This window comes from Sporosarcina sp. ANT_H38 (assembly GCF_008369195.1).
Classification (GTDB): Bacteria; Bacillota; Bacilli; order Bacillales_A; family Planococcaceae; genus Sporosarcina.
Genome location: NZ_VOBC01000004.1, coordinates 138,775 through 151,571, shown reverse-complemented (window position 1 = coordinate 151,571; position 12,797 = coordinate 138,775). Strand labels below are relative to the sequence as shown.

The window sequence follows — 12,797 nt, the reverse complement described above, 5'->3', positions numbered from 1 at the left end:
ATAAGTTCCTTTGCGTCGGAACAGCCAAAGAATGCGCCGACCACTTAAAAGTCACAGTTAAAACGATTCGTTTTCGTACAACACCGACTTACAAGAAGCGTATAGCAGCACGTAAAAATAGCAGGAATGCAATATCTATTACTAGATTGGAGGATGACGAATGAACACACTAAAAGTAATTTCGCATGAAGGTCAATTCGTAACTGAAAGCCGTGACGTTGCAGAAATGGTAGATCAACAACATAAAGAATTGTTGCGAACGATCCGCGGATACACCGGTATTTTAACCAGCGCAGGGTTGCGCTCGTCGGATTTCTTTATCCCTTACACATACCAGGATGCCAAAAAGGAGATTAGACCTTCCTTCTTGTTATCCAGAAGAGGGTGTGACATGGTGGCGAATAAAATGATTGGCCAAAAAGGTGTACTATTTACCGCTGCTTATGTGACGCGCTTCGAGGAAATGGAAAAAGCGTTGAATGCACCTAAATTGTTAAGCCCGTCAGAACAATTGAAAGCATCTATGAGATTGAGCCTAGAAACATCGGGAGATGTCGAAGTCTTGAAAGGTGATGTTGCAGAATTGAAGGAGAAAGTTGAAAACCAAATTACACTGGATCATGGCGAACAACGAAGGCTACAAAGAGGGATAGCTTCAAGGGTTTATGAAGTCGAAAAAGATGTAGAAATTCGAAAACGTTTATTTAGTGAATTGCATCGTGAAATCAAAGACCGTTTTGCTGTCACTTCATACAAAGATGTGAAACGTCAAGATCTCCAGTCAGCTATTCGCTATGTCGAAGCATGGATACCGAAACAAAAATAAACCCGCTGTTAGAGCAGCGAGTTCGGTGGGGCTCTTAAAATACACTTACTATCACTTTACATAAGGGCCCCTAGCAATGCAAGTCGGAAAGGAGTTTTCAATTTGAGTAATTATCAAGCAATTAGAGAGCTTCTCAAACGTGTAAGTGGTCAAGATAACGTTTTTACTGTTCCCAGGTTATATGTCCAGTATGCCGGGGACTTGACTACTGCTATCTTATTAAATCAAATCGTGTTTTATTCCGATAAATCGAAAAGAAAAGACGGTTTTTTCTACAAAACATATAAAGAGTGGGACGAAGAAATTTGTTTGACGGAAAGACAGGTTAGATATTCCATCAACAAATTAAAAAACATCGGCATAGTTGAAACGAAATTAAAAAAAGCGAATGGCGCACCGACTGTTCACTACAAATTGGATTATGACAAATTTGTAGAATCCATTCTGACATTTTGTCAGATTCCATTCGAACAAAGTGTAGGTATCCATTCTGACAATCTGTCGGAATCTTTAACAGAGATTACTACAGAGAATACAACAGAGACTACAACAGAGACTACTACATTAATAGATAACGTCACTAACGTTCCTTCTCATCCATTTCAAGAAATTGTTAGTTACCTAAATGATAAAGCAAAAACGAATTACCGAGCGAATGGAAAAAAAACGCAATCACTAATTAAAGCTCGGATGAATGAAGGTTTTCATCTTGATGATTTTAAAAAGGTGATAGACAACAAATCATCGCAATGGCTTGGTGTTACCAAATGGGAGTCGTTCCTTCGTCCAGAGACATTATTCGGTAATAAGTTTGAGGGTTATCTAAATGAAAAAGGAGGGACAAGCAGTGAAGCCACTAGTACCACTAAGCGAAGTGATCCAAAGGATGATGAAGGACAATCCCGTATTAGCGAAACGAATGAACGCCGTAAGAGAATCGCTGGCATCCAATCCAATCGAGATACTAACAACACCATCTGAAAACTGCCCTTATCAAAAGTGTGACGGAAAAGGGTGGTTATGGATTAAAGATTGGTCTCGTCAGAATAAAAAGGATGAAATCGACGAGGACGGTAAATTGATACGTGCTGAATGGTGGGAACATTGTAAGTGCTACGAACAACTCATTAAACAGCGTGAGATTGATAAAAAACTAGATTTGTCAGGTATTCCACCGATTTTCAGCAATGCAACGGTGCATTCTTACGACGTCGGTAAGTACAAGACCCAAGACAATCGCGATACAGCAACGATAGCGAAAAAGGCAGCTATCAAGTTCGTTGAGAACTATCCAGCCATGAAAGAGCACGGTAAAGGTTTATATCTGTATAGCGATATCAAGGGGTCTGGTAAAACGAGACTGGCATCTAGTATCGCAAATGCGCTCGTTAAGATGTACGACGTTGATATAGCTTTCTTGAAAGCAAATGATCTACTGTCTCAAATCAAAAAAACATTCAATGGTGATACAGATACAACGGAAAGTGATATCATTCGCTTGTTTCGTGAAGTAGAAGTGCTGGTTGTTGATGACTTAGCTGTTGAAAAGCCTTCTGATTTTGCTGAAAGAATTTTCTATGACATCACTGATTATCGATTGGAACATAAAAAAACAACACTGTTCACTTCTAACAAAACAATCGAAAACCTTGGGGACATCTACAAGGACGGTCGTTTAAAAAGCCGAGTTAAGAAAATGTCTATTGAAATTTACATGCCGGAAGAATCGGTAAGGGATCAAGAAGCTGAAAGCGAAAATGCAGAATTAGAAAAATTGCTGTTCCGATAAAACTACTAGGAGGTGATAGATATGCCTAAATGGATTCATGGACCGGGTTTCTATCTGGTCCAATCAACTGAAAAATATGATGCGGACAAGCTAAAGCGCGAAATGGTTGAACTCGAAGAAAAGATCCTAATGGCTGAACGCTATTGGGCAAATCGAAAGGGGCCGATCGTATATGAAAAAAGTTGAAAGGAAATATATCATTGAGCAACTTGTTGCTTTAAAGGTTACTAACGGACGAAATGACGAGCCGTTAAATGAAATGGACTATTATTCATTGCGTAGTTTACTAGCCGTAAAGCGAGCAGTCAGGGAATGAACCAACCATCTTGGCATTTACTCTATCGTATCGAGCATGTGGATGGTAGGGGTGAGAAAGTGTGGCTGTACGATCGATTCGGGAACGCAGAATTGACTTGGATGAAAAAACGGGGATGGAAGGTGATTGTGGAATGACTCAAATAACACTAGGAGAAGCACTCCTATTAATCATTGGTGGAGGATTGATACTGGGGTTGTCTTATTGGCTTGGACTGAAGAATGGACGGCTGTGCGGGCGTGAGGTCGGGGAGTTTAAACACAATGACATCCTAATGACAGACGATGGTCCAATAACAGTGATGCGGCCGTCTTCGGGCGTACCTTATCGCGGTGGGATGGTAAACGTGGATGAATTGTATCAACATGGAAAAATAGAAGGAATTTACCCTGACGAATCATTCATCAGTTTTGAGGATGGTGAATCAAAATGACAATGTGTAAACGCGAATTGCGTAAATCGCGTCTAGCGGTATTGGCGAAAATTGATAGGTTGGATGCTGAGCGTTGTGATTTCTGCATAAATGGCGACAGGAATCACTCTGCCGCAAAATCAAATTGTGGATGCGAAGCAGCTGTGAAAATTAGACAACTAGGAATTCACCTATACGAGTTAACACCCGTTAGAAAAGATGATAGCGGCATTTGGATTGAAAATCTTCGGAAGTCCGAAGAACACGTGTCATTTGATACGTTGACCATTGAATTATATCGAAAAATGAAAGTCGCAAATATGAATGACCGTGCAATCGTTAAATTTTTCAGAGTAGGTTCAAGAAGACTTGTTAAATGGAAAAAGGATAACGGGTTAAGCGGGAACTTCAAAAAGGAGGAATCGATTAAATGAATCTTACTAAATTATTCGAAATGCAAAAGGTACTGGATAAACGAATTGTGGAAGATAAGGGGTTACAAGGACACAACCTGCTTCCTGAGAAGATTCTTGCGTTACAGGTTGAACTTGGTGAATGTGCGAATGAATGGCGTGGATTTAAGTTTTGGAGTGAGAAGAATGAGCCGATTGTTAGGGTTAGTAACCCGATTGCACACGGAAATCCGCTCCTAGAAGAATATGTTGATTGCGTTCATTTTTTCATCAGCATAGCGATGTACTTGAAAATCAATCCAGATGATTTTGTTGTTACGTGCGATTACACACAACCAACTATCACGCAAACGTTTAATAGAGTGTTTAGCACTGTATCTAGTCTGGATGTGTTGATGGATCCGGAAACTGCAGCATCGATCAGTTTAGAAGATTTACAAGAAACACTCCATGAAGGTTTTAGTTGTTTCGTTGGTCTAGGTGAAGATATGGGCTTCACATGGAATCAAATCGAACAAGCCTACTTCGACAAAAACGCAATCAATCATACACGTCAGGATACCGGATACTAATGCTTGATCACGAACGCGAGCAAATCATAACGCTGCTCATCGTGTGGACGGGATGGAATGAGTCGGCATTTCGGGCAATGGATGACGTTAAGTTGTTGGCAGAATATCATAGGCGGCTTGCTGAATAGTTGACACATACGGTTGAGGAGGAAGAACAATGAGAGAGATTAAATTTAGGGTTTTCGGTAAAGAAAATCAGATAATGCTTGATTAGGATGATTTAATACATGCTGGCGATTTGAAAGAAATGTTGTTGAACGGTCACGAAGAAGATGGCTATTATTCTTTTCTGATGCAATACACAGGACTGGAAGATAAGAACGGTGTGGAGATTTATGAGGGAGATATTATCTACCTAGGATTAGATGAACCTCCTATGGTGATTAAATACGAGTGTAATAAAGGTAGATTCATATTTGAAGATACCCATTACGAAATGGAATGGAAAATAGATGATTTGCACTTAGACGATTTAGAAGTCGTCGGCAATATTTACGAAAATCCAGATTTAGTCTGATCAACGGTACGTTTGAGATCAGACACAAAATGTTTAACAAGAAAGGGGAATTATATTGGATCAAATTGAGAGAGTAAAAGAGGAAATCCGTAGTCATTGGTTTAAGGACCATGTCGCTGAAATAAAAGGCGAGGAAGGTTTACAAGTAATTACTTGGGGAGAACCAGGTACAAATATGTATCGCACCAAATATGTTCTCTCTGGTAACAATGTATTTATTTCTGGTGATATTGGCGAAGCAGTATATTCACTTACTTGTGCAGCAACATTGAAAAATATTCAGGACTTTGAGCTTCATTACTTCACCAGTAAACTCTCTGCATTTTGTGAAGAACGTTGGGACTTTGACGAGAAACTAGCAAAAAAGGAACTGAAAGAACACTGGGAAGAATACGAATTGAATGAATTAGAAGATGGACAAGAAATCTATGAGGGGATCTTGTCAGCTATTGAAGAAGGCTCGTCAATGGAATCGTATCGTGCATGGCTATTGAATGTGTATCTAAATACATCGGCAGATTCAGATAATATGGAATGCGTTTGGGACTTTGGGAAGAAGATGCCACACCGACTAATTGGATATTGGGTAGGTTTGCAAATGGTTATTGAACAACTGGAACAAAAGGATTTGGAAACTGCTTAATTCACAGTACGACCATAAGGTGAAGGAAAGGGTGAGGTTGATGCATAGAGAACCGGTTATCATCGAGATCCCAGCCGCGGATAAATGGACCTGAAAAGAATTGATGCACATTTGTAAAAATCACAAAGTAAAGAACTACACCAAAATGAATAAGACACAGCTCATTGAAGCGGTTAACGTGATATTGAACCGACACAACGAATAGGGGGCAAATAATGGCGAAGGAGGTAGAGGAAAAGCAGCGGTTGATTTGGAAAAACGCATATGGGCCAATCCCAAATGGGCATGTAGTTATCTTTGGAGATGGTAACCAATGTAATTGTGAACTTAATAACTTGGTTCTCGTTTCACGAAGAATACTGTCTGTTTTGAACGGTAGAAATCTAAATGAACTGCTACAGCCATATAAGAAGGGTGAATGAACAATGGATCAAATGACTTTAGGAGATTTCTTGACGACAGAAGATGGTTTTGTTCCCGAATTAATAATTTGTTCGCTTAGTCAGGGCTTTCATTGGCTACGAATAACTAGTGGTCATACACCGACTCAGTTTTCGAAATTCATAGATTTTAAACTTAATGGATATGACCACATATATATAAGTGCTTCGATAAAAGACGAAATAATCGCGGTATTTAATGGGATGGTAAAAATAGTTCCGTTTGCAGCTCAATGATAAATTGGCAGGAGGTATCGGGATGCCTGAAATAAATGTAGAGGAAATTAATTTGCATATAAATGCAGTATATATTGTGAAAGATGGTAAGATAGAAACAATAGAAGGACCGCCAAACGGATACGGAAAGCAAACGGTCACGTGGCAGCAAGGCAAGCCTTCTCACATTGATTTTCATTACACTAAAAAAATATAGTGTTACTGGATACCCCAGGACGCTGAATTAAGACAAAACCGGATGTTAATTCGGACAAGTCTTGATTTGGCGTCTTTTTTCATTTTCGAAAAGGAGGAAAAGACGATGGAAATCAATCAAGAAACATATGATTTGCTTATAAAAATTGGTGAAGGGTTCAAGCGGGCTTTCGCTAGGTTACGGCGAGTAATTGGGGAATGGGTAGAGAGAAATTGGAAGTGGTTAAAAAAAGTCGTAATCAAGTGGTATCAACTCGAAGAAGAAAAGAAGGTAGTTACTCGTCAACATCATCGTCGCGATTTCAGTAGACAGAAGATGTCGCACCAGGTTATAAATCGCAAGCCGCATCACATGGTCCGAAAAATAATTCGTTGAGGTGACGCGAATAGATTCATATATGCGAAAGGGAGGAAATGTCCATGCAAATGCAATTCATTTTACCTGAGATTGACCGTAAAGAAACAAGGGAATCCGTGGAATCGTTGCTGGGAAAATACAGAATGTACCTACTCCAAACAAGTTTAGATAGACTGCCATCCATAACAGCAGCTTACACGCTAGTCCTTAATACAGGTGGACTACCAGGCTCGTCAACAGAATCATCCGCTATCGCAAATGTGGACTATGAATCAGAACGGAAACGATTTATCGAATGGATTGCCGGCGCAGTAAATCGGTTGCCACGCGATGAGAGATCAATAATTGTCCAACGTTATTTACAAGATGATGAAATGTTTGATTATCAAACGTATGGAGAATTGAACATGTCTGAACGAAATTACTTTAGATTAAAATCACGTGCCTTTTACAAATTGGCCTTTGCTCTCAAAGTGGAAGTATATAAGGAGGAGGTAGCCGTTCAATGAACTTTGTACAGCCGATAAGAGATCCAGAATTAATCCGTGAAATTAAACGTTTCTTAAGGGAGAAAAGCCATCGGAATTATATGTTGTTCGTGACTGGCATAAACAGCGGTTTGAGAATATCCGATATTCTTCAATTACGTGTTAGTGATACAGAGAGAGCATACTTTAATTTGGTAGAAATGAAAACAGATAAGAAAAAGCGTATAGAAATGACTCCAAACTTAAGGAAAGAACTGAAAGAATATGTTGAAGGAAAAGAACCTCATGAATTCTTGTTTCAAAGCCGAGAAGGTGTTAACAAAGCAATTGGACGTAGCATGGCCTACAAGATACTAAGGGATGCTGCAGCTCATGTTGATTTGGATGACATTGGGACCCACACGTTACGCAAGACATTCGGCTACCATTTTTACAAACAATACAAAAACATTGCCATATTACAGAAGATATTTAACCACTCGGACCCAAAAGTAACGTTAGGTTATATAGGTATTGACCAGGACGAAATGGACAAAGCCATGAAGGGATTCAGAATATGACCTTTAAGGTTTTTCTTTTTTGCTTGTATCAATTACCTTCAAATAAGGGATGTATAACTCATTTTGAGGAATTAGGCATAAATCATGTGTATCAATGGATTCAGCAGTTTCACGAGTTTGACAGTATTTAAGATATGGGTAACTGAAAGGGGCGCTTTTATATGAAACAGACCGATACGCTATCTTTCCAAATGAATCGTATAAGAAGATTGGTAATCGTTATCGTAGGAAGAACGGGAATATGGGAGCTTTGCTTCTGGACCACCAATAAGCTGCAGAAATTATTCAAATGATTCTATAAAACTTGGCAGGATTGTGGCAGTATTATGGCAGAGCATTTAGTGATAGACGTGCGATAATTGTATTGTGAGATGAAAAGAAAACAGGCGACTACAGCCATTGGAGCCTTCCTCCATACTCACTTACATGTGTCGTAACCATACGATGCAAAGACTGCGGCATTGACTGATTGACAGTCAAACTTAATAGGACGAACGTCAGGCGCACTCGGTAAGCTACAGTTAAGGCTTATACAAAATATGTGAGTGCAGCGCGTGAATCCTCGATATGAATGAAAGCATTTACGTGAGGCGTGGAAACCTTTCGTGAGTGCTTTTTTAATACATAAAAGGTGGTGAGCGCATGACAGAAGCTATAGAGGTTATCTATAGTCATCCGTTTCTTTCGACGTTATGGTTATTAATTCTAGTATTGCCATTCACTGAAAGGAAGTGATCACCATCTCGGTTCGCTACTCCGTTATGTAGCTATGTTAACAGGAGTGATTAAATGCTTGAACATACAACAGAAGCTAAACGATTATACAAATCAGCAGCATGGCGAAGATGTCGCACATCATATATCCAATCTGTATTTGGTTTATGTGAACGATGCGAAATGCCAGGACTAATCGTTCATCATAAAATCTATATCAATTCATCGAATGTAAACAATCCAAGCGTCACACTCAATCACGACAACCTTGAATACTTATGTCAGACGTGTCACAACAATGAACACTTTGGGAAAGTGGCAGTAGTGAGAGAAGGCTTGTCGTTTGATTCAGATGGGAATCTTGTGGAGAGCGGGAGCCCCCCCATGTAAAAAATGAGGAAAAAACCTCTGGGGACCGGAGGGGGAGGTTCAGTGAACACGCAGGTCTCTCACGTGACCCCCCTCCCCAAATTCAAAATGGAATGAGGTGATAAATTTGGCAACTAAGAAAGAATTGACTAAGGATGAAAGAGTTACGAAGGAAGAACGAAGACTTAAAAAGAATTACAAGGAATTGCAAGCTGATAAAAAAGCGGTGGTTGATGGGTTGACGCGACGTGCGGCATTCATGCGCATCACGCTTGAAAACATGGAAAATGATTTAGACGAAAATGGATTTGTCGAGATGTTTAGTCAATCTGAAAAAACAGAACCATACGAACGAGAAAGGCCTGTCGCTCGTTTGTACAACACAATGAATAAAAACTACCAATCCATAATCAAGCAGTTGTCAGATTTATTGCCGAAAGAGCCACCGAAAGATGATAATGACGGATTTGATGATTTCGTGAATAGTCGTGATTAGATATCCATTAGCTTATAATCCAATAATTGATTACTACAATAGTATAGTGTCAGGTGAAGAAGTCGTATCAATTAAGGTTCGCAAGATATACAAAAAACTCGTGGATGATATTTACGATGACTCAAGGGAATATGAATACAGTTGCAAGCGAGCGAATCATGCACTGGAATTCATCGAAAACTTCTGCAAACATTCGAAAGGTAAATGGGGCGGAAAGCCGATTGAATTAGAGTTGTGGCAAAAAGCTTTCACTGCTGCAGCATTCGGTTTTATTCACAAATTAGACGAGACGCGACAATACAGAGAAGTCTTATTGATCGTTGCTCGTAAAAACGGAAAGTCTACTATTGCTTCTGGCATCGGTTTATATCTACAAATCGCTGATGGTGAACCTGGTGCAGAAGTGTACGCGGTTGCCACTAAACGCGATCAAGCTAAATTGGTGTGGCTAGATGCAAAACGGATGGTGCAGAAATCCCCAACGTTAAGAAAGCGGATTAAACCACTAGTCAGCGAATTAAGAGCAGACTTCAACGACAGTAGCTTCAAGCCGCTCGGATCTGACTCCGAAACACTCGATGGACTCAACGTCCACGGGGCTATGATGGATGAAATCCATGCTTGGAAAGACAAAAATCTGTACGATGTAATTGTGGATGGTACATCTTCGCGCGAACAACCTTTAATTTTCATGATTACGACAGCCGGAACTATTCGTGAATCGGTATACGATATGAAATACGAAGAAGCAGAACTGTTACTGAACGGGTTTGACGATCCAAGCGGATATATAGATGACCGCTTCCTACCTATCATCTATGAACTAGACGATAGAAAAGAGTGGACGGATGAATCGATGTGGAAGAAATCCAACCCCGGCCTAGGTAGTATTAAAAAACTTGATCAGTTGCAAACAAAAGTAAATAAAGCTAAAGCGAATCCTTTGTTAGTGAAAAACTTATTAACGAAGGATTTTAATATCCGTGAAACATCCGATGAAGCATGGCTGACTTTTGAACAGATTAATAATCAAGCTACATTTGACTTAGAAATATTAAAACCGAACTATGCAGTTGGAGGCGCAGACTTATCAAGCTCCGTCGATTTAACTGCTGCATGTATTCTGTTCCAACTACCAGAGGATGACACGATATACGCGAAGCACATGTATTGGTTGCCGGAAGATTTACTCGAACAACGAACGAAAGAAGACCACATCCCCTACGACAAGTGGATGGACATGGAGTTTCTACGGACGACGCCAGGCAACAAAGTTCATTACAAGTTCGTGGTCGAGTGGTTTGTCGAGATGCGTGATGAATACGGGGTGTATATTCCGTGGCTCGGATATGACTCGTGGTCCGCCGATTACTTTGTGGAGGATTTACAAAATAATTTTGGGAAAGAATCTACTATACCTGTTATTCAAGGTAAAAAAACACTCTCATCACCTATGAGGAATTTAGGCGCGGATTTGTCAGCTAAACGTATAAATTACGGAAACAATCCGATAACGAAATGGTGTCTGTCGAATACAAGTGTAGAAATTGACAAAAACGATAATATTCAACCCGTTAAAGGGAAGAATCAACGAAAACGAATCGATGGTCTTGCGGCAATGCTAGATGCGTATGTCATCTTCGAGGATAAATATGAAGAATACAAGAATATGATTTAGGGAGGTGAAAAATTGAACCTGTTCGAACGGTTATTTGGCAAAACAGACGGTAACAAAAGCGTCACAACTTACAAAATGATCACTGATATGGGCGACGGATTCTACTCGTTTGGTAATAATATGTACAAAAGTGATATTGTCCGGGCATGTATTCGGCCAAAAGCGAAAGCAATTGGCAAATTAGTAGCCAAGCACATTCAACAAACCACGAATGATTTCAAGGTTAATCCAGAAGTGAATATTCGTTTTCTGTTAGAAGAACCAAATCCTTTAATGACTGGACAAGTCATGCAAGAAAAGTTGGCCAATCAGCTTGCTTTGAATAACAATGCGTTCGCCTGGGTTAAGCGAGATGAATTAGGCAACGCGATCGAAATATATCCGCTGGTTTGCAATAGCGTGGAATTGTTAGAATCACCAACTGGCGACATATTCATGAAGTTTTATTTTCGCAATGGGAATCAAAAAGTATATCCATACACGGACATTATTCATTTGCGGAGTGATTTTAACGAGGATGATATATTCGGAGACAGTCCGCAGGAAGCCCTTGCATCGTTAATGGAAGTTGTTAACACAATAGACCAAGGAGTCGTTAAAGCCGTCAAAAATAGCGCGGTGGTCAAGTGGATATTGAAGTTTGCATCGGTACTGAAACCGGACGACGTCAAATCAGCTGTGAAAGATTTTAGCGACAGTTATTTGAGTCTAAATAACGAGGGTGGTGCGGCTGCTGCTGATCCCCGATATGAATTACAACAAGTTAAACCAGAAAGCTATATTCCCAACGAACACATCTTTAACACGATGGTTCAGCGGGTATATAGCTTTTTTAATACAAACACAAAAATCATTCAATCCGATTACACGGAAGATCAATGGGTAGCGTATTACGAAGCCGAAATAGAACCCGTGGCCATGCAAATGAGCGGCGTTTATACCAAGGCCATATTTAACAAAAAGAAACGTATGCAGGGTGATAGTATCTCGTTTGGAATGTCTAGTTTACAACATTCGTCCATGCAAACGAAATTAGAACTTGTGCAGCTTGTAGATAGAGGTGCAATGACTCCGAATGAGTGGCGTGCTGAACTTGGGTTGTCGCCAATCGAGGGTGGAAACAAGCCAATTAGACGCCTTGATACAGCATTAGTAGAAGATGAAGCCCGCCGGAAGGAGGTGAAAAAGCTTGGACAAAACGGAAAAAAGGGAACTGACAACGCAAAAGATTGAACTTCGTGAGGATGACGACGGTATGCGAACCATTTCTGGATATGCAGTGAAATGGGAATTGAAATCTGAGATTATGGGGTATTTTCGGAGGTTTAGGGAGCAATTTAAAAAAGGAGCTTTCACAGAAACGCTAGATAACGAAGATCAACGTTTTTTATGGTCGCACGACACATCTAAGGTTCTTGGACGTACCAAAAATAATACATTGAGACTGAGTGAGGATGAAATTGGGTTGCGTTTTGAATTGGATTTGCCGAATACCACGCTTGGAAATGATACTTACGAATCCATCAAAAGAGGCGATGTAGACGGTGTATCGTTCGGATTCCAGATGCGTAAACAAGAAATGGATGAATCAGACGAAGACAATATTGTTCGGACTGTTGTTCAGGCGAAACTTTTGGAAGTAAGTGCTGTGGCATTCCCTGCATATCCGGATTCTGAAGTAAGCGCACGAGGTTATGATCCTATGAAGCAATACGCAGATGAACAAGATTCTATGGAATTGCGACAAAAATTGATATTAGAAACATACCTATGA

The 12,797-nt window shown here is 40.1% G+C and carries 23 protein-coding genes; all 23 read left to right on the top strand.

The window, feature by feature from the left end; genetic code table 11:
* The first annotated feature begins 160 nt into the window (after positions 1 to 160).
* The 23 genes from FQ087_RS18835 (at position 161) to FQ087_RS18740 (ending at position 12,797) form a co-directional block, all read left to right on the top strand.
* Complete coding sequence (locus FQ087_RS18835; protein WP_149582155.1) at positions 161 to 826, top strand: Rha family transcriptional regulator; 666 nt, start codon at positions 161 to 163, stop codon at positions 824 to 826.
* A 102-nt stretch (positions 827 to 928) separates the two neighbouring features.
* Positions 929 to 1,807, top strand: a complete 879-nt coding sequence (locus FQ087_RS18830) for a conserved phage C-terminal domain-containing protein (protein WP_149582154.1) — start codon at positions 929 to 931, stop codon at positions 1,805 to 1,807.
* On the top strand, positions 1,713 to 2,615 hold the full coding sequence (locus tag FQ087_RS23145; RefSeq protein WP_370456098.1) for an ATP-binding protein: 903 nt from the start codon (positions 1,713 to 1,715) through the stop codon (positions 2,613 to 2,615). The genes FQ087_RS18830 and FQ087_RS23145 overlap by 95 nt, the downstream gene beginning before the upstream one ends.
* A 21-nt stretch (positions 2,616 to 2,636) precedes the next feature.
* The gene (locus FQ087_RS22600; protein WP_188006822.1) at positions 2,637 to 2,801 is read left to right on the top strand and encodes a hypothetical protein; all 165 of its coding nucleotides are present in this window, start codon (positions 2,637 to 2,639) and stop codon (positions 2,799 to 2,801) included.
* Positions 2,788 to 2,931 (top strand): hypothetical protein, encoded by a 144-nt coding sequence (locus tag FQ087_RS22595; RefSeq protein WP_188006821.1) that lies wholly within the window; start codon positions 2,788 to 2,790, stop codon positions 2,929 to 2,931. Before FQ087_RS22600 ends, FQ087_RS22595 begins: the two co-directional genes overlap by 14 nt.
* Before the next feature lie 61 nt (positions 2,932 to 2,992).
* A complete protein-coding gene (locus FQ087_RS18820; RefSeq protein ID WP_149582152.1) occupies positions 2,993 to 3,364 on the top strand; it encodes a hypothetical protein in 372 nt (123 codons plus the stop codon).
* The gene (locus FQ087_RS18815; protein ID WP_149582151.1) at positions 3,361 to 3,777 is read left to right on the top strand and encodes a hypothetical protein; all 417 of its coding nucleotides are present in this window, start codon (positions 3,361 to 3,363) and stop codon (positions 3,775 to 3,777) included. The genes FQ087_RS18820 and FQ087_RS18815 overlap by 4 nt, the downstream gene beginning before the upstream one ends.
* Positions 3,774 to 4,328 carry a dUTP diphosphatase gene (locus FQ087_RS18810; protein WP_149582150.1) on the top strand — a complete coding sequence of 185 codons (555 nt, stop codon included), beginning with the start codon at positions 3,774 to 3,776 and terminating at the stop codon, positions 4,326 to 4,328. The genes FQ087_RS18815 and FQ087_RS18810 overlap by 4 nt, the downstream gene beginning before the upstream one ends.
* Positions 4,328 to 4,456: a hypothetical protein gene (locus FQ087_RS23140; protein ID WP_255452446.1), complete on the top strand. Its 129-nt coding sequence runs from the start codon at positions 4,328 to 4,330 to the stop codon at positions 4,454 to 4,456. Before FQ087_RS18810 ends, FQ087_RS23140 begins: the two co-directional genes overlap by 1 nt.
* A gap of 119 nt (positions 4,457 to 4,575) precedes the next feature.
* Entirely contained in the window at positions 4,576 to 4,845 is a 270-nt protein-coding gene (locus FQ087_RS18805) for a YopX family protein (protein WP_149582149.1), read from the top strand.
* Positions 4,846 to 4,900: 55 nt separating this feature from the next.
* A complete protein-coding gene (locus FQ087_RS18800; protein ID WP_149582148.1) occupies positions 4,901 to 5,488 on the top strand; it encodes a hypothetical protein in 588 nt (195 codons plus the stop codon).
* A gap of 103 nt (positions 5,489 to 5,591) precedes the next feature.
* Positions 5,592 to 5,693 (top strand): hypothetical protein, encoded by a 102-nt coding sequence (locus FQ087_RS23135; RefSeq protein WP_255452445.1) that lies wholly within the window; start codon positions 5,592 to 5,594, stop codon positions 5,691 to 5,693.
* 10 nt (positions 5,694 to 5,703) lie between these two features.
* Positions 5,704 to 5,910: an HNH endonuclease signature motif containing protein gene (locus FQ087_RS18790; protein WP_149582147.1), complete on the top strand. Its 207-nt coding sequence runs from the start codon at positions 5,704 to 5,706 to the stop codon at positions 5,908 to 5,910.
* 3 nt (positions 5,911 to 5,913) lie between these two features.
* The gene (locus tag FQ087_RS18785) at positions 5,914 to 6,165 is read left to right on the top strand and encodes a hypothetical protein (protein ID WP_149582146.1); all 252 of its coding nucleotides are present in this window, start codon (positions 5,914 to 5,916) and stop codon (positions 6,163 to 6,165) included.
* A 22-nt stretch (positions 6,166 to 6,187) separates the two neighbouring features.
* Positions 6,188 to 6,361: a DUF3954 domain-containing protein gene (locus tag FQ087_RS18780; protein WP_149582145.1), complete on the top strand. Its 174-nt coding sequence runs from the start codon at positions 6,188 to 6,190 to the stop codon at positions 6,359 to 6,361.
* A gap of 105 nt (positions 6,362 to 6,466) precedes the next feature.
* Entirely contained in the window at positions 6,467 to 6,736 is a 270-nt protein-coding gene (locus tag FQ087_RS18775; RefSeq protein ID WP_149582144.1) for a hypothetical protein, read from the top strand.
* A 44-nt stretch (positions 6,737 to 6,780) separates the two neighbouring features.
* Positions 6,781 to 7,227, top strand: coding sequence for an ArpU family phage packaging/lysis transcriptional regulator (locus tag FQ087_RS18770; protein WP_370456090.1), 447 nt, complete (start codon positions 6,781 to 6,783; stop codon positions 7,225 to 7,227).
* Positions 7,224 to 7,766, top strand: a complete 543-nt coding sequence (locus tag FQ087_RS18765) for a site-specific integrase (protein ID WP_149582142.1) — start codon at positions 7,224 to 7,226, stop codon at positions 7,764 to 7,766. Before FQ087_RS18770 ends, FQ087_RS18765 begins: the two co-directional genes overlap by 4 nt.
* A 789-nt stretch (positions 7,767 to 8,555) precedes the next feature.
* Positions 8,556 to 8,870, top strand: a complete 315-nt coding sequence (locus FQ087_RS18760) for an HNH endonuclease (RefSeq protein ID WP_149582141.1) — start codon at positions 8,556 to 8,558, stop codon at positions 8,868 to 8,870.
* A gap of 106 nt (positions 8,871 to 8,976) precedes the next feature.
* Positions 8,977 to 9,345, top strand: a complete 369-nt coding sequence (locus FQ087_RS18755) for a hypothetical protein (protein ID WP_149582140.1) — start codon at positions 8,977 to 8,979, stop codon at positions 9,343 to 9,345.
* The gene (locus FQ087_RS18750; protein WP_149582139.1) at positions 9,338 to 11,023 is read left to right on the top strand and encodes a terminase large subunit; all 1,686 of its coding nucleotides are present in this window, start codon (positions 9,338 to 9,340) and stop codon (positions 11,021 to 11,023) included. The genes FQ087_RS18755 and FQ087_RS18750 overlap by 8 nt, the downstream gene beginning before the upstream one ends.
* Positions 11,024 to 11,035: 12 nt before the next feature.
* The gene (locus tag FQ087_RS18745; RefSeq protein WP_149582138.1) at positions 11,036 to 12,256 is read left to right on the top strand and encodes a phage portal protein; all 1,221 of its coding nucleotides are present in this window, start codon (positions 11,036 to 11,038) and stop codon (positions 12,254 to 12,256) included.
* On the top strand, positions 12,213 to 12,797 hold the full coding sequence (locus FQ087_RS18740; protein ID WP_149582137.1) for an HK97 family phage prohead protease: 585 nt from the start codon (positions 12,213 to 12,215) through the stop codon (positions 12,795 to 12,797). The genes FQ087_RS18745 and FQ087_RS18740 overlap by 44 nt, the downstream gene beginning before the upstream one ends.